This window comes from Undibacterium sp. Di26W (assembly GCF_049340265.1).
Classification (GTDB): Bacteria; Pseudomonadota; Gammaproteobacteria; order Burkholderiales; family Burkholderiaceae_D; genus Undibacterium.
Genome location: NZ_JBMPOR010000033.1, coordinates 1 through 15,443 on the forward strand (window position 1 = coordinate 1; position 15,443 = coordinate 15,443).

The 15,443-nt window shown below is 51.3% G+C and carries 15 protein-coding genes; 8 read left to right on the top strand and 7 right to left on the bottom strand.

The genetic code is table 11. From position 1 onward, the window contains the following. The first annotated feature begins 172 nt into the window (after positions 1-172). From ACO0LM_RS26455 to ACO0LM_RS26465, 3 genes are all read left to right on the top strand, one after another. Positions 173-364, top strand: a complete 192-nt coding sequence (locus tag ACO0LM_RS26455) for a hypothetical protein (RefSeq protein ID WP_423041567.1) — start codon at positions 173-175, stop codon at positions 362-364. After that, positions 361-3,459, top strand: a complete 3,099-nt coding sequence (locus ACO0LM_RS26460) for an AAA family ATPase (RefSeq protein ID WP_423041569.1) — start codon at positions 361-363, stop codon at positions 3,457-3,459. The genes ACO0LM_RS26455 and ACO0LM_RS26460 overlap by 4 nt, the downstream gene beginning before the upstream one ends. A 66-nt stretch (positions 3,460-3,525) precedes the next feature. Continuing rightward, on the top strand, positions 3,526-3,879 hold the full coding sequence (locus tag ACO0LM_RS26465; RefSeq protein WP_423041571.1) for an ATP-binding protein: 354 nt from the start codon (positions 3,526-3,528) through the stop codon (positions 3,877-3,879). Between the two features lie 62 nt (positions 3,880-3,941). On the opposite strand, the gene ACO0LM_RS26470 is transcribed toward ACO0LM_RS26465, so the two are convergent. Then, the gene (locus ACO0LM_RS26470) at positions 3,942-4,580 is read right to left on the bottom strand and encodes a YcbK family protein (protein WP_423041573.1); all 639 of its coding nucleotides are present in this window, start codon (positions 4,578-4,580) and stop codon (positions 3,942-3,944) included. A 200-nt stretch (positions 4,581-4,780) separates the two neighbouring features. Here ACO0LM_RS26470 and ACO0LM_RS26475 point away from each other — a divergent pair, with 200 nt between their 5' ends. After that, positions 4,781-5,980, top strand: coding sequence for a GIN domain-containing protein (locus ACO0LM_RS26475; RefSeq protein WP_423041575.1), 1,200 nt, complete (start codon positions 4,781-4,783; stop codon positions 5,978-5,980). 110 nt (positions 5,981-6,090) lie between these two features. On the opposite strand, the gene ACO0LM_RS26480 is transcribed toward ACO0LM_RS26475, so the two are convergent. Further along, entirely contained in the window at positions 6,091-7,227 is a 1,137-nt protein-coding gene (locus ACO0LM_RS26480; protein ID WP_423041577.1) for an acyltransferase family protein, read from the bottom strand. Positions 7,228-7,433: 206 nt separating this feature from the next. Between ACO0LM_RS26480 and ACO0LM_RS26485 the strand changes: the two genes are divergently transcribed. Continuing rightward, the gene (locus ACO0LM_RS26485) at positions 7,434-8,228 is read left to right on the top strand and encodes a substrate-binding periplasmic protein (protein ID WP_423041579.1); all 795 of its coding nucleotides are present in this window, start codon (positions 7,434-7,436) and stop codon (positions 8,226-8,228) included. Between the two features lie 177 nt (positions 8,229-8,405). Here ACO0LM_RS26485 and ACO0LM_RS26490 read toward each other — a convergent pair whose 3' ends face one another. After that, a complete protein-coding gene (locus ACO0LM_RS26490) occupies positions 8,406-8,828 on the bottom strand; it encodes a hypothetical protein (protein WP_423041581.1) in 423 nt (140 codons plus the stop codon). A gap of 224 nt (positions 8,829-9,052) precedes the next feature. Continuing rightward, positions 9,053-9,547 carry an SgcJ/EcaC family oxidoreductase gene (locus tag ACO0LM_RS26495; protein ID WP_423041583.1) on the bottom strand — a complete coding sequence of 165 codons (495 nt, stop codon included), beginning with the start codon at positions 9,545-9,547 and terminating at the stop codon, positions 9,053-9,055. A gap of 134 nt (positions 9,548-9,681) precedes the next feature. On the opposite strand from ACO0LM_RS26495, the gene ACO0LM_RS26500 reads away from it, so the two are divergent. Genes ACO0LM_RS26500 through ACO0LM_RS26510 form a run of 3 tightly spaced genes read left to right on the top strand, consistent with a single transcriptional unit; the run spans position 9,682 to position 12,868 of the window. Continuing rightward, positions 9,682-10,473, top strand: a complete 792-nt coding sequence (locus ACO0LM_RS26500; protein WP_423041585.1) for a LuxR C-terminal-related transcriptional regulator — start codon at positions 9,682-9,684, stop codon at positions 10,471-10,473. Beyond that, positions 10,470-12,404: an ATP-binding protein gene (locus tag ACO0LM_RS26505; RefSeq protein ID WP_423041587.1), complete on the top strand. Its 1,935-nt coding sequence runs from the start codon at positions 10,470-10,472 to the stop codon at positions 12,402-12,404. The genes ACO0LM_RS26500 and ACO0LM_RS26505 overlap by 4 nt, the downstream gene beginning before the upstream one ends. After that, entirely contained in the window at positions 12,401-12,868 is a 468-nt protein-coding gene (locus tag ACO0LM_RS26510) for a response regulator (protein ID WP_423041589.1), read from the top strand. Before ACO0LM_RS26505 ends, ACO0LM_RS26510 begins: the two co-directional genes overlap by 4 nt. Before the next feature lie 118 nt (positions 12,869-12,986). On the opposite strand, the gene ACO0LM_RS26515 is transcribed toward ACO0LM_RS26510, so the two are convergent. The 3 genes from ACO0LM_RS26515 to ACO0LM_RS26525 all read right to left on the bottom strand — a co-directional run bounded on the left by ACO0LM_RS26515 (position 12,987) and on the right by ACO0LM_RS26525 (position 15,362). Beyond that, positions 12,987-13,910: a TraB/GumN family protein gene (locus ACO0LM_RS26515; protein ID WP_423041591.1), complete on the bottom strand. Its 924-nt coding sequence runs from the start codon at positions 13,908-13,910 to the stop codon at positions 12,987-12,989. A 93-nt stretch (positions 13,911-14,003) separates the two neighbouring features. Continuing rightward, positions 14,004-14,630: a pyridoxamine 5'-phosphate oxidase family protein gene (locus ACO0LM_RS26520; RefSeq protein ID WP_423041593.1), complete on the bottom strand. Its 627-nt coding sequence runs from the start codon at positions 14,628-14,630 to the stop codon at positions 14,004-14,006. 27 nt (positions 14,631-14,657) lie between these two features. Continuing rightward, positions 14,658-15,362: a substrate-binding periplasmic protein gene (locus tag ACO0LM_RS26525; RefSeq protein WP_423041595.1), complete on the bottom strand. Its 705-nt coding sequence runs from the start codon at positions 15,360-15,362 to the stop codon at positions 14,658-14,660. Between the last annotated feature and the right edge of the window lie 81 nt (positions 15,363-15,443).

Below are 15,443 nucleotides of genomic sequence, written 5' to 3' on the forward strand. Positions count from 1 at the left end.
TAACATTTCCATGGTGATCACCTTTTTGTCTCCCGCCTAAAAATTAGGCAGGATAAGTAGAACACCTGGGTCAGTTTTGAATCAGCAGAAACCTCTTAAGTGGGTCAATTTTCGGTCAGCGGCAACACGACCTGATGCAGTAGGTGAAGTGGTGCGCCTAGTTGACTCACTTATGATTGACGAGATAAACCTCAAAGCATGGGTGATCGAACAATTGCGTGAACTACCGAATTTGCCACGCGAGCTTGCCGACGTCATTCCTACTACTATGTCAATTGAAGATATACACATTGCGTTGGCCGATGCAGAAGCAAGCGTTCTAGCTCAAATATCTGAAATAACTAAGTCAGAAAGTGCATCATGAAGATTCTGACTTTATATCTGAAGGCTTTTGGTCCATTCACTGAAAAAATTCTTGAATTTGGCCCTACTGGACAAGGCCTGGTACTTATATATGGTCCCAATGAAGCTGGCAAGTCCGCTTTACTACGGGCGATCTCCGATCTTCGCTTCGGTATTCCGATGCAAAGCAAGGATAACTTTGTTCATGCATACCCGGACATACGTATTGGCGGATTATTTCTAGATCGAGAAGGCCGCCAGCATGCATTGATTCGTCGAAAGGGGAGAGGAAGTACACTGCATTTTGCCGACATCGAAAACAACTTCTCCGAAACCGATAGTTTGGTTTCGCCCGAACTGGAAGCTATGCTTAACGGTGGCCTACGCCGGGATGAATATGATGCAATGTTCGGGCTTGATCACCAAAGGCTTCGCGACGGCGGTGAAGCTTTGCTCAAAGGGCAAGGAGAGATCGGTGCAGCAATATTTGAAGCTAGCGCAGGAGTACGCAGCATATCAGCGATCCTTGAACTCCTTGATCAAACTGCTCGACGAATCTTCATGCCTGGTCCACGTGCAAAGAACGGCCTCATTAATGAAGCGTTAAGAGTCTACGACGAACATCAAAACCTATATAAGAGCGCCGTGGTAAGACCAGTGCAATGGGGTGAACTCTTCAAAAAACATGAGTCCGCGAAAGAAGATTTAAATAGTTTAGAATCGCATCGTTTGAAATGCCAAAGCGCTTTATTGTCAGTCAAAGAACTGAGGGCTGTTGAGCCGCTCCTGCGGGCTCTCGATCAAGCGGATGAATCACTAAAGATGCTGGAAGGCGTTACGTTCTTATCAAGCGACGCAACAAGTCAGCGAGTTGCTGCAGAAACAGAACTCAGTACAGCTCGACTTAACAATGAGCATGAGAAATCAGAAGAGACTCTACTGCGAGCCAGGCTTGCAGATTTGGAACTCGATTCCCCTGTATTAGCAATTGCATCGGCAATCGAACGGTTGGGTCCCATGACGGAGACCGTCGATTCTCATCGTAAAGATCTCGCTGACACGACTGTGGAAATCGGTGTTTCGCTGACCAGAGTGGCTGGGCTTGCGTTACAAATCACTCCAAAACTTGAGCCAGTTGATTTAATTAAGCTTGTGCCAGCCGCTACAATCAAGGCCGATATCGAAGAAAAACTGCGCTTCGTCGATCAGGCAAACCAATCACTCGTGCAACACAAAAAGGCAATAGAACGTCTAACCGATGATTTATTGGATACTGAGACATTTCCCCTACCTTCCCAAGAATCAAGGACGATTCTTCGCGGTGCTCAATTGGAATTAACACGCAGCGACACGATTTTGCAACGATTAGCTGCACTTCCTGCAGAAATTAAAGAAGCCCAGCGGGGAGAAAGTACGGCACTCACCGCAATCGGCGTATCGAACATTGAATCATTACAGGAGGTTCGACCACTTCTTGATGCAGAAATCGACGCGGCCAAGAGTTTCCACGATCGAAATACGACGCGCCTAGACGAGCTTGAGTCTCGAATCACTGAAACCGCCACAGCTTTAGCGGCGGAGGAAAGTACGCGAGATCGTCTTCTTGAGGGGGGAATAGTGCCAACCCAAGACGACGTGTCAACAGCGAGATCCCATCGTGATCTTGGATGGTCGCTCGTACGAGGAACGTATATTGATGCAACGAATCCGGCAATCGCGGATTACTCTGGTCATGAGCCGCTACCAGAAATCTACGAGCGAGCAGTCAAAAAGGCCGATCAGTTGATAGATGAATTGGCACAAGACAGCGCACGAGCGGAACAGTTGCAATCATCCCTGCACAGAATCAACGTGCTCAACAGTGGTCGCCAGGAATTTGAGCGACAAGTCACACTGTTAAAGAATGACGCAAGTTCTTGGGAACTAGAGTGGTTTCAGAAATTGGGAGCAGCGATGCTTCCAAAATTGTTACCTAACCAACTTCGAGAATGGCAAGGCCGCCTTGCAACGGCGCTCCAAGCTCAAGAGACCCTACAGAGAAAATGCGACGAAGAAACACAAGGCCGTGAAATTGAAATTTCGCTTGCAGCGACGCTTCGCCAAGCAATTGCTGGTATGGGAATGACGACTCCAACTGATAGTGTTTCACTGAGAACACTATCAGCTTTGGCAACTGAAATTGAAGAAGAAATTAAGCAACGCGAAAAGGAGCAGAATACTGTTGCTGGAAAACGTCAGGAGCGCGAGAAACAACGAAAGGAAATGCTGACACAAGAAAAAATTCTCTTGCATGAACTTCAAACAGCGCAGCTTAATTTCAAACCAGTGCTTTCGCAGTTATTGCTACCTGACGACGCAACAACCAATGTATCACGCGCTCGCCTAAGAGAATTTGAAGTCTTCGCGACAGAATACAGTAATCTTGATGCGCTGAAGGTGAAGGAGGCAAGGATTCAAAATTCGTTGCAAGGACTTGAAGCGCAGGCAGATGCAATTGCGAATGCCTTAGCTGAGACACGCACATTAGAGTTAAGACTTTTTATCGACGAAGTGGTTGCACGACTGAGCATAGCTAAGAATGTTCAAGCGGCACGAACGCTTGCAGAGCAGGCTCTCGAAGCCAATCTAACACGCAAACGGTTTAATGAAGAGACGGTAACAAGGTGTGAATCAATGCTTCATGGATTGTGCTTAGCCGCGAAGGTCGCCTCGTCCCACATGTTGCCCGAAGCCGAGGACCGAGCACAGCGAAAGCGGGAGGCGCAAGCGGAAATGGATCGTGCGCGAGCTCAGTTGGCTCAAGCATCGCGGCATCCTGCAGACGTTTTACGTCACCGTCTGCACAATCAGGACGCAGCGTGCCTGGATGCTGACGAAATCAGTCTTAGCAATGAATTGACGGCACTGGACGAAAAACTGCCTGTTGCCCGGGCCAAAGAAGAGGAAGCCCGTAGAGCCCTTGACGAAATAGACAGCGCTGATACTGCTGCTGTTGCACGCGAAAGGATGGAGCAAGCGGCGGCTAGTGTCCGCGTCAATTTGGGGCCATGGATTCGATCTCGTTTGGCGCACAAACTATTGGCAGAGGCATTGTATCGATTTCGAGATCGAGTTTAGGGCCCGATGTTGGCTGCGGCTTCGAAACTATTCTCAGACATGACGGCTGGGGAATTCGTTCGCCTAGTGAGCGACGATAACGATGTCAACCCAGTGCTGTTAGCGGTGCGAACTGATGGAATCAGGATAAGTGTAGATGCAATGAGCGAAGGAACGAGGGATCAGTTGTATCTTGCACTTCGTTTGGCGGCGTTGCAAATTCAACGAGAAGCAGGCGTAGACATGCCAGTAGTTCTGGACGATGTTTTAATGACTTCGGATGACAACCGCGCAGCTCTAGTATTAAAAGCTTTGGCTGATTTCGCAAAAAATGGGCAGGTGCTAGTTTTCACCCATCACGAGCATATACTGGAGATTGCACGCGATAAAGTAGGTGGCGAGTTTGTACGAACTGTGAGCCTTATGCCTACCTTCTCCTAGTTGTCGAATGTTTAAGATTTACTTCGCAAAAAGTCAGAGATCCACTACGGAGATCAGATCAATCAACCCTTCCAGCTTCTTTGCAAGCCGGTATCGGTATGTATCCATCCGCCTTGCGCGGTCTGGCGGTAATAAAAACCGACGCCACCCTGGCGAAAACTCTGTATCAATTCCCCCAGTATTTCTTCATGTAACTGCGGTATGCGGATATCTGCTGCCTTGCCTTCCATATGCAGGGACTTGCGGGCGGCGGGTACGCCTTCTTCAATCAGGCGCTGATTCGATGCCTGGGTGCGGTAACCGGACAAAATCTCCAGTGGCCGGCTGACACCGAAGCGCGCCACATAGGCCTGGGTAGCCCACAGGGTTTCCAGCAGTTTGGGATCAATCGGCGCGGTCTGTTTGCCATTCACGTCGCGCAACAGATGACACAGTTGCTGATATGCAGATTCCAGCACGTCGCCGTCTTTCCAGTACAGGATTTTGCTGCGTTCACCGGTTGCCGGTCGTATCAGGTCCAGAGTACGGGGCTTGACCCAGAATTCGATATCCAGTGCCTGGGAATCAAATAAATCCGGTGGTGGCGCCAGCTGCGTGGATTTTTCCCCAGCCTGCGCTGCCTGCGATAACCCAGGCTGGCCGATCAAACCGGTAGCACTGAGCAGTAAACCTTGTTTTAAAAGCTGGCGGCGGCTTGGCATAATAGTGTCGTCGTGGTTGCACCTAAAGAAACTGCTACCAAGTGTACATCCGAATTGTGGTTTTGGCAGATATGACAACGCTTCGTCGGGCAAATTTGCGTTTGATGACACGGAATGTGCAGTCTGTCTCTATGGGCAGTGAAAAACCGCATAAATCCTACTACACTTGGAAACTGTTAACTCTTTCATCACGTCAAATCATGATCAAATCACTAGGATGTCTCACACTGCTGGCAGTCTTGCTGGGTGGCTGCGAAATCAGCGTCAACGGCGATACCATCAAGGGCAGCGGCAAGATCACTACGGAACAGCGCAGTGTGACTGAATTCAATGCCATAGAAAATTCCAGTTTCTTCGATGTGGTGGTCACCAACGCGCCGCAGGCGACTGTGGTGATCAGTGGCGACGACAATCTGGTGCCAGAAATTGAAACCGTGGTGGAAAACAAGGTCTTGATCATACGCAGCAAGCGCAAATCCTATAACTTTACCTGGAGCAGCCAACCAGGTACCGTCAGGATCACGACTGCGAGTTTGAACAAGGCCACCAATTCTGGCAGCGGCGACATGGACATACATGATCTGCAGACCGACAAATTGAGCCTGAACCTGCATGGCTCTGGCGATGTCAGGGTCACCGGCAAGCTGGGCAGCCTGAAACTATCGTCCACCGGCAGCGGTGACCTGGACATGCAGCAACTGCAAGTCGCCCAGGCCGAGCTGGAAATGCGCGGCTCTGGTGAAGTACACCTGGATACCGTCAGCCAATCGCTGGATACCACCTCCAGCGGCAGCGGTGATCTGCGGGTCGACAATCTGCAGGCAGCCAGCGTCAGGCTGATCAAGCATGGATCGGGCGACGTGCGTCTGCTGGGTAATATCAAAGCCCTGCAACTGGAAACGGTGGGATCGGGGGATATCGATATCCAGGGCATCAAGGCTGAACAGGCAAGCCTGCGTGCCAGCGGTTCTGGTGATGTCAGGCTGGCAGGTGAAGTTGGTGATTTGACGGTGACCACCAGCGGTTCTGGCGACCTGGATGCAGAAAACCTGAAAATCAAGGACCTGCACCTCGCCAACAATGGTCCCTCGAACCAAAGTTTCCGTGGCATACAAGGTATCCTGAAGGCAGACATGTCGGGTTCGGGTGATCTGGATGCGGAACTGCAATCCGATGCGGCACTGGAACTGAATATGCAAGGCCCGGGACAGGTCAACCTGAAAGGCAAGGCCAGGAGCCTGACCGCCAAAGTCAGCGGCAGTGGCGACCTGCGCGCCAGCGAACTGCTGCTCGACAGCGCCAGCATCAAGGTCACCGGCCCCGGCGAAGCAGAAGTCAATGTGAAAAAAACCGGCGGCTCACGGATAGTCAAAATAGACCGCAACGGCGTAGAGAGTTAAAAATTGCCAGTCTAGTTGCGCTGACCATTGATTGTCCGTGCACAAGCTAAAGCGTCCAGCCTGCGACTGCGGCTGGACGCTTTTTTCATGGACGGTCGTGGTGGCAACCACTAAAATTCATTGCCGGCCTTTAGTCTGGATGCCCGCAAGTTTGATAGCGTTTTTCCAAACGCATTCGTCGGTATTTCTACCAGGCGGTGAATTGCATAGGCAAACAGACCAACGACCAGCGCCGCCAGCAACACCGCCACATAGAATGAAAACCCGTAAGACATCCCTATTTTTATCATCACATAGCCGGCGAGTGAGTGCAGCAGGTACAGAGGAAAACTGATATCAGCCAGCCAATTGATGGCCGCATGTTGCCTGAATTTGTTTCTGAAGAAATAGGCCACGGCAAAAAGCGCCAATCCATACCAATAAATCAGGGTCACGACCGGGAATTCATCGCGGATACTGCTATTCCTCCATGTCAGTGAAAACAGCAGCAATTGAAGCAAGACATAGAAAATCAATTCCCTGTTCGAAATTTTCTGTTGATATGCATAATAAAAAAACAGCCCGACCAGCATGAACTGAACGTAGACAAACTCTGAAGCCAGCATCCTGGCGACAGCTACAAATTCATTGCCAGGCAACACATGGGGCAGGCTGTTTAAGCACCAGTTCAATATCAATACCGAGGTGGAGAAAATAAACAGCGGAAAAACTTTTCCCCTTTTGATTACCGGACTCAGGCATGCCACGACCAGATAAAATTTCAATTCCATCGCCAGCGTCCAATTGACCAGATCAACGCCCGGTAACAACAACAGGTCATTGATTAACAACATATTGGACACCAGGATTTTCGTATTCCAATACAGTGCCTGCCCCCAAAATTGACTGGAACCATAGACGAATAACAGGCCGATGGACAAGCTGATCCAGTAAGTGGGAAATATCCTGAAAAATCGCATGATCAGAAAATTGAATGCACTATTCTTTTCAAGAGAAATAGGGATCACAAAACCACTAATGAGAAAAAATATCGATACACCAAAAGGCCCAAGGCCAAAATTGGGATTGAATGACACCAGCTCGTATGCCAGCGGATTAGCCCCGCCATGAACCGGCGATGAGGTGTAATAGGAAACCGCCTCTCTCATTCCCCAGTACACGCCGAACCAGTGTGAAACCAGCACCAGCAATGCAGCCAGACCTCTGAGCTGATGAGCAAAGAGGACTTTATTGTTATTCGTAGTCATATTTTTACAGCATTTCATAATATGTCTATATTAACAATTAATTTATGGAAATATTTTTATTTTTGCAATTAAATTGTAGTCTTCTTTTCAAAAAGAGGTGAGACGCTGAACAATGCTCTTCGGGATGATCAGGGAAACTACCTAGACCGCGTCACAAGGCAAAAAATTGCGCTAAGATAAGTTCCGAATCCGCAACCAGAATTGTCATGCCTCGTTTTTTGCGTTTATTTGTCTGCCTGCTGCTGGCCTGTCTGTGCCAGGCAGGCCCGGTGCATGCCCAGGCCACCCAACATGCGGTGTTGCTGATGAGTGAAGAGCAGAGTGACGAAGGCAAGGTGACGCCGATACCCGCAGCGGTCAAGACCTTGTTGCGCTACCTGGAACAGCACTCTGGAATCACGTTTGACATACGGCGCTATCCCTGGAAGCGTGCACTGGAAAATGCGGAAAATGGGGAAGGCCTGATCTTTGGCATATCAAAAACGCAGGAGAGATTACGCAGTTTCAAGTTTTCGCAGCCGATTTTTACCGACCTGTCCTTGCTGGTCACCCGTTGCGATAGCAAATTTGTATTTCAGTCACTGGACGACCTGAAGGATAAAACCATAGGCATTGTTCGTGGCACCAGCAACGGCGACAAATTTGACCGGCTCAGCAATGTGCTGTTCAAGGTGGAAGACGATACCAACAATAATTCGCGGCGTCTGGAGAAACTTTACCTGGGGCGGATGGATGCATTTTTGTTGTATAGCTCGACAAACAACATCAGCCAATTGGAAAAACGACTCAACCGGCAATATGCGGCGAAATTCGCCACACAATTTACTACTAACCAGACAAAGGAAAAACTGTTTTGTATTTTGCCAAAGCCGGTTTCTTCCATGGACATTCACATCGCTGTCCGACCTGATCTTGACCAGGGCTTGATACAGAAAATCGACCGCGCCATCTTGCGCGCCCATCAGGATGGCGAACTGGCCAGGGTGTACGCATTGCGCTAGTGTAGTGTTGCACGCAGATTGCCGCTTATAAAATCGCGAATTTTTCGTTGAGACAAGGAAAAAACCGCAGCAATACAGAGGTATTGCGAGGATTTTTGACGCAGTATCGGCGGAAAAGGCGCATTTTATAAGTGGCAAGAAGAGTGCAGCACTACACGAGTGCTGCATCAGTTGACATTACTGCATGCTATGGCGTGCCCCTTTATATTGATGCTTCAGCACCAGCCTGCTGCTGGCAACCAGGGTATTCAAACCCAGCATCAGTTGTATCAGTACATGGCCTTGCAGACACCACACCTGGCCGCGTGGCGCGGTAGCCTGGGTCACGGCGCTTAATACCGGGGCCACCCATTGTGCTTCCGGCGTCAGGTCCAGCAAGACATCGCCATCAGAATTGGTGTGCAGATACAGTTCACCGCCATGCAGTAAAGTCAGGCAGATGCCCTGCCCTGTGGTCGGCTTGTTACCCAGGGCCTGCTGTAATTCACGGTGTTGCAAATCCATCCATGCTTCGACATCCAGCGCGGTTTCCAGAGAGACCCAGGGGTGCTCTTGCAAGTCTGGCACAGCAGCAGATTGCAGATTGTCATTAAACGTCATCTTGTTTCTTGATTACTTTCGGAACTGTCGTTTCAATTTGACAGCTTATGAAGGCTGACAGCCGCATTCTGACACAAATCTCTAGCCCCATTCATTATCCGGCATGGTAGCGGCCGATAGGGGGGTGTCAGGGTGTGTCAGGGCGCATCAAAAAACAATCTGTCCGTGCACGGACAGCTGACTACCTGATATAGAAAGCCTCAATACAGGCTAGCTGTTCTGGCTTATTTTTCTTCCACAAACTCGGGCATGGCCGAAGAATGGTGATTGATGATTTTCCAGTCGCCCTTGATCTTTTCATAGACATAGGTATACCGTGCCCGCACTTTTGCCGGTTTGCCGTTCTTCACGATATCGAAGGTATAGGCACCGCTATCGAGCGCTGTGTTTTCACCGAAAAGACGGATTTGACGGTAATTGATGGTGCCCTTAGGTTTGAGCAACAGGAAATGCTCAAAGTATTCTTCAATTTCTTCCGGTGTCGCACGGATTTTATTCGACACGGTTGGCTGCAAGATGCCGTTAGGCGCATACAGTTTCACGACTTCTGCGGGTTTGCCGGTTGCCAATGCCGCATTCCAGCGATCGAACAAGCCGGCAATTTCCTTTTCTGCGGCGCTGGCAGGTGCAGCAGCTACCTGGTCATATTTCTTGGGAGGCGCTTCTGCGAAAACAGCAGCACTGGCAAGCAAGCTCATTACAAAGAACAGATTTTTCATTTCAGATTTCCCATGGTTAAAAACAGATCAATGACCTCTTCTGCAAGGTTGGGATCATCATGATGTACTGTGCAATGCCTGCCATCAGCCATATGGCCTAGCGCTGTATATGCCACATGGCATATACTAACCCCATGAACACGACAACCGCAGCTACCACCCATTCTTTACGCGAGCAGTATCGCGACAACCAGGCCAACCAGGCGCGTCTGCGCCTGTTGCACGATGTCGGCCGGGTACTGGCAGAAGGAGAAGAATCAGCCATCTCTGCAGTGCTTGCCTATGCTTTGGAATTTTCTGCTTTTGAAGCCTGCGCTGTACTGGTGGAAGACGCCGGTGCATTGCGCATCCATGCATCCAAAGGACCCGTATTGCCGCATGGCACGCGGTTCCCGGCGCAGGGCGTGTTGTCCGCCATGCTGAAGCCGGATGCCCGCGTGATGATCAGGCAAAAGAGCATTAGCCGCCTGTTGCTGCCGGCGGGTGATGTGGCAGGGCTGGAATTGCTGTTTCCACTGATGAAGCAAACCCGTCCGCAAGGCATATTGGTGCTGGTCAATCGCAAGCAATTGGCAGAACCCTCCCCTGCCGACATGCTGACGCTAGGCACGCTGGCCAACATATTGGCGCTGGCACTGCATGCGCCGTCTGACGTAAGGCCCCAGCAGATGAATGACAGCGTCAAACAGATATCTGCGCTGCTCACTGCCCGCGAGCGCGAAGTACTGTCGCTGCTGCCGCATGGTTTGACCAACGCGGATATAGGTGACCGGCTTGGTATTGCCAGGGGTACGGTAAAAATCCACGTGGAACGCATCATTCAAAAACTCAGGCTGCAAGACCGCACCCAGGTTGCCGCGCTTGCAGTCGAACTGGGCCTGGGTACCTCAGGTACATCTGGCAGCGCTGCCACCAGAAAATCATGAAGCGACTATTCAAGCGGGCGATGCGCTGGTGGTCAGACCGCCCCCTGCGGATCAAGGGGCTGATCGTGATCGCCGTGCCCATCGTGGTCTTGCTTGGCACCCTGATATCCAGTTACCTGATGGGGATACAGGCCAACCGTGCGCAGGAAAACGTGCAGCGCACGATACAGATCCAGAGGGATATTCAGGAAGTACATACCTTGCTGGCAGAAGCGGCGACCGGCGTGCGCGGCTATTTGCTGACCGGACACAACAACTTCCTGGCGCCCTACCAGCTCAGCGAAACTGAATTACCAAAAACCCTGCAGCGTCTGCGTGCGCAAATCCGCGACCAACAACAGTTGGCACTATTAAATGAACTGGCGTCGCTGGCCGTCAAAAAAAGCGACGGCCTGGTGGAACTGATACACATCGGGCCAGCATCGCCGCCTGAACAATTGACGCAAGCCCTGGTCCTGAACAAGAAAGTGCTGGATGATTTGCGTGCCCATATCGATACCATGCTGGTACGGGAAGAGTACTTGCGACAAGAAAGTGTCAGGGAGGCCAATCAGGTACACAATCTCACCATGATCGTTACGGCGGGAGCCGGTATTGCCGGTGTGCTCGGCGCATTGTTGACCAGCCTGTTATTTTCTGCCGGTATCGTGCGGCGCGTACATCAGTTGACGAGCAACGCAGGCCGCCTCGAACATGGTCTGGAGCTGAACCCGATTGAAGCAGCAAGTGATGAATTGGGCCAGTTGTCCGATCGCATGGCACGCGCCAGCCAGCTGCTGGCAGCCCGCGCGGAAGAAGTGCAAAACGCCCGGCAAGAGGCCGAGCGCGCCAATCAGTCCAAGACCGAATTCCTGTCCCGTACCAGCCACGAATTACGCACGCCACTGAATGCCATCCTCGGCTTTGCACAATTGCTGCAACTGGATATCCATGCCAAAGACGCTCAGCAAAGCCTGGACCATATACTGAAAGGTGGTCACCACCTGCTGGCCCTGATCGACGAGGTATTGGATATCGCCCGTATCGAAACCGGCCATCTGGAACTGGCGCTGCAACCGGTCGAGGCGGGCGGGCTGATGCGCGAAGCACTGTCGCTGCTTGCGCCGCTGGCACACACCAGGAACATCTTGTTGACCGGCCCGGAAAAGACCACTGATATCTACCTGCTGGCAGACCGCAAACGCCTGTTGCAGGTGATACTGAATCTCTTGTCCAATGCCGTCAAATACAACAAGGAAAACGGCACGGTCACACTAAGCGTACAGGCAACCGCAACGCAGGTGCAGTTGCTGGTGGTCGATAGTGGCATAGGCATTGCGCCAGACATGCAAAAGCGCTTGTTCACTCCCTTCGACCGGCTGGGTGCCGAACACAAGCTGGTGGAAGGTAATGGCCTGGGCCTGGTGGTATCCCGACAGCTGACGCAGGCCATGGGCGGGGAAATCGGCATGTCCAGCATCGAAGGACAAGGCAGTCAGTTTTGGGTCAATTTTCCGGTCGCACAGGCCGCGTTGCCAGTAGAAGGCATCAGGCCTGCGACCAATGATCTGGCAACTTTGCATCGCCCTTGCAGCATACTGTATATCGAAGATAATTCATCCAACCTGGTATTGATAGAAATACTGCTGGCACGCAGCAAGCATGTACAACTCGTCAGTGCAAAAAAAGGGGCCGAGGGTCTGCAAATGGCGCAACAGCAGCAACCCGACCTGATACTGCTGGACCTGCAATTGCCCGACATGTCAGGCGAAGAAGTGTTGCGACAACTGCGTGCATCAACAAGCCTGAAAACTATTCCGGTGGTCATACTGAGTGCTGATGCGCTGGCAGCGACCATACAGCGGCTAAGGGCTAATGGTGCCAGCGACTATCTGACCAAGCCGCTGGATGTAAGCCTATTCTTTTCCACCCTCAATCGTCTTTTGCCATGAATGCTTCCGACCTGCTTGCCATGCGCATCCTGATTGTCGATGACGAAATCGACAATGTGCAGTTACTCGAAAAAATATTGACGCGTGAGGGCTTCAGCAACATCGTCAGCACCACGGATCCGACCCGTACCCTTGACCTGGTCATCGCTTTTGATCCGGATCTGGTCTTGCTGGATTTAATGATGCCTGAGTTCGATGGCTATGCCGTGCTGGAACAATTGGCCAGGTGTACACCGAAAAACGATTTCCGGCCCGTCATGGTACTGACCGCTGATGTCATGCCGGAAGCAAAACACCGGGCGCTGGCGCTAGGCGCAAAAGATTTCCTGACCAAGCCTTTCGACTTCATCGAATCGATATTGAGAATCTCGAATTTGCTGGAAACGCGTTTGCTGTACAAGCGCCTGCATGCCCTGATTCCCGACGAGACACCTTTGCAGCCCTGGCATCTTAAGCGCGATTGAGCAAGGAAATTTTTCTTGTTTTTCTTGTTTTTCTTGTTTTTCTGGTTTTTCTTGTTTACTGGGGTCGCCACTGCCATTTCCAGGGGCCACCTTGTGGCCCCTGGACCTGACCATGGATTTACTTGATCAGCTTCACTTCAAAACCTTTTTTCTGCAACAATTCAGTGATGCTGTTAGGGCCACTCATGTGTCCGGCACCGACGACGACAAACAGTTTCTTGCCGCCTTCCAGCATGCCGCTGATTTTTTCCACCATGCCGGGATTACGGTCATCCAGCAGCAATTTCATGACCTTGCGCGAACCGGCATCCTTGCTGGCAGCGTCTTGCAGGATCTTGGTCAGGGCTTCGGCATCACCGGCTTTCCAGGCATTGATCATGCCATTGGTTTCGCGCAACAAATCACCATTCTTCAAGCCATCCAGGGTTTGTGCCAGCATGGCATCGCCATCTTCATCGCTTAAACCGGCCAGCACATTGGCCTGGAATTCCATAGTTTCCAGTGAGACGATATCTTTCTTGTCCTGTTTCGCCTTTTGCATGTAGTGCAGGTCCACACCTTTGCCGGCATCAAAACCCTGCTGCTTGAAAACACCGACGCTGAGTGCCGTCGCCACGATACTTGGCTTCAATACTTGCAACTGGGCGCTGGCAGCGCCGACCATGCCTTGCAAGTCTTCCCAGGTTTTTTTGGTGATATGGTTTTCCAGCTTGTCTGGTGCAGTATAAGTAAAAAACGGCATGGCTTTTTCTGCAGCCCTGGGGTCAGAGGTATCGACTTCAACAACCAGGGTATCGGCCTGTTTGTAGGCATTTTCCACCGCTTCTGGCAAAGGGTAGAAACTGGCCTTGGCAAGATGGATGGAGCCAAACAGATACGCGGTATTGCCAGCCGATTTCACTTCCCACAGTACGCCTTTGGCCGTGTCTTCTTTGGCAGTCTGGGCCTGGGCTTGGACATTGATGCCAGCACAGGCCAGGCTCAGGCCGACGATACCAAGATAGCGGGCAGCGAGACGGGTAAAGGAAGTTTTGAAATTCATTATGAATGTTCCGTAAAAAGAGAAATGGGACCTTGTGCCACGTATCAACGCGGCACAGGATAGCAGAAATGTGTTCGGGACCAGTAAGTCCTATCAATAAAGAGTTGCGCGCTGGCGGGCAGGTAATTCCACATCATACTTTTCACCATCAATGGCTGCATTGCTCAGACTCGCCAGGACGGTGCCGGCGCTGGGTATGCCCGCCGGACGCTCTGCGCCTGCGCGTTGCCATAATTGCGAACGCAAAATTGCGCGGGCGCACTGAAAAAACACGCATTCCACCTGTATGCGTATCACGCATTTTGGCGCTTTGCCATCCACGGACAGTTTATCCAGCAACTGCGGATCAACAGAAATGCTGGCACTGCCGTTCACGCGCAAAGTTTCGCCCAGGCCGGGGATCAGAAACAGCAGTGCCACCTGCGGGTCATGCAAGATATTGCGCAGGCTGTCGATGCGGTTGTTGCCACGGCGCTCGGGTAGCAACAGGGTGTGCTGGTCTTCTGCCACGATAAAACCGGGGGCATCGCCACGGGGTGATGCATCCAGTCCATCTGCACCATGGGTGGCCAGGATGGCGAATGGTGAAGCCGCTATCATTGCCTGGTAATGCGGATGAAGATAGCTGATTTCCTTTTTCAGCGAAGCCTCACCGACGGTATCGAAAAGCCCGGCGAGTTGTTCTGCAGTGGTGATGAGATGGGATGGCGTGATGGTCATGATAGGCAAATGGTGGTGTAAGGCAGCTCAGTTTTTCCCCAGGTAAGGGGCGAGACGCCATTCTTCCCTGGCCTGCAGCAGGACGCGTTCTATATAGCCTTCTTTTTGCAGTTTTTGCAGTTGCTTGTTCACTGCCGGCAGATAAACGGCACAAGGGCTGCTGGCGACAAACCCCAGTAAATTCGCCGTCTCGATCAGGTAGGGAGTCAACGGCACGAGCTTGTCGTCCAGTTTGCCCGACGCCATATACGCCATGCCGGAATGATAACCGGTGATGACATAATCAAAGCGCCTGGCCTGCAACATCTTGAGTGCCGTTTCCAGGTTATCCACTTCGTTGATGGCCAAACGACCATCCATGAAATCATCGAATGGACGGCCAAAACGGTTGCCACGGGCGATGCCGCCACGATAAGGAATCAAATCATCCCATTTGTTGTAAGGGAAGACATTGCCATTCCTGACAAAGGCAGCCACAGGATTAACCAGCACCAGATCGCTGAAGAGTAAAAAACTGGTGCGTTCCGGCGTGGTTTTGAGGGTGGCGATCAGGTCTATGCCGCCGTTTTGTGCTGCATTCAAGACCCGTTTCCAGGGGCCCAGATAACGCACTTCATACGGTATGCCCAGATCTTTCATGATGCGGATGGCAATGTCTATGCTGGCACCGTGGAAATTTTTACCATCATGCCAATGCAGGGGTGGGTAGGCAGGGTCTGCCGAAATCACCATGCGTTCACATTTTCCAGCCGCTTGAGTGAGTGGTGCACACAAAATGAAGAGCAGCAAAATCAGACAACGATGCATAAATCA

Bases quoted from the DNA above. Each gene is read 5' to 3' on its own strand.
- ACO0LM_RS26475 (WP_423041575.1), top strand. From the start codon at position 4,781: ATGATCAAATCACTAGGATGTCTCACACTGCTGGCAGTCTTGCTGGGT.
- ACO0LM_RS26525 (WP_423041595.1), bottom strand. From the start codon at position 15,362: ATGGTGATTTCGGCAGACCCTGCCTACCCACCCCTGCATTGGCATGAT.
- ACO0LM_RS26455 (WP_423041567.1), top strand. From the start codon at position 173: ATGATTGACGAGATAAACCTCAAAGCATGGGTGATCGAACAATTGCGT.
- ACO0LM_RS26495 (WP_423041583.1), bottom strand. From the start codon at position 9,547: ATGAAAAATCTGTTCTTTGTAATGAGCTTGCTTGCCAGTGCTGCTGTT.
- ACO0LM_RS26460 (WP_423041569.1), top strand. From the start codon at position 361: ATGAAGATTCTGACTTTATATCTGAAGGCTTTTGGTCCATTCACTGAA.
- ACO0LM_RS26510 (WP_423041589.1), top strand. From the start codon at position 12,401: ATGAATGCTTCCGACCTGCTTGCCATGCGCATCCTGATTGTCGATGAC.
- ACO0LM_RS26505 (WP_423041587.1), top strand. From the start codon at position 10,470: ATGAAGCGACTATTCAAGCGGGCGATGCGCTGGTGGTCAGACCGCCCC.
- ACO0LM_RS26485 (WP_423041579.1), top strand. From the start codon at position 7,434: ATGCCTCGTTTTTTGCGTTTATTTGTCTGCCTGCTGCTGGCCTGTCTG.
- ACO0LM_RS26470 (WP_423041573.1), bottom strand. From the start codon at position 4,580: ATGCCAAGCCGCCGCCAGCTTTTAAAACAAGGTTTACTGCTCAGTGCT.
- ACO0LM_RS26480 (WP_423041577.1), bottom strand. From the start codon at position 7,227: ATGACTACGAATAACAATAAAGTCCTCTTTGCTCATCAGCTCAGAGGT.
- ACO0LM_RS26520 (WP_423041593.1), bottom strand. From the start codon at position 14,630: ATGACCATCACGCCATCCCATCTCATCACCACTGCAGAACAACTCGCC.
- ACO0LM_RS26515 (WP_423041591.1), bottom strand. From the start codon at position 13,910: ATGAATTTCAAAACTTCCTTTACCCGTCTCGCTGCCCGCTATCTTGGT.
- ACO0LM_RS26500 (WP_423041585.1), top strand. From the start codon at position 9,682: ATGAACACGACAACCGCAGCTACCACCCATTCTTTACGCGAGCAGTAT.
- ACO0LM_RS26490 (WP_423041581.1), bottom strand. From the start codon at position 8,828: ATGACGTTTAATGACAATCTGCAATCTGCTGCTGTGCCAGACTTGCAA.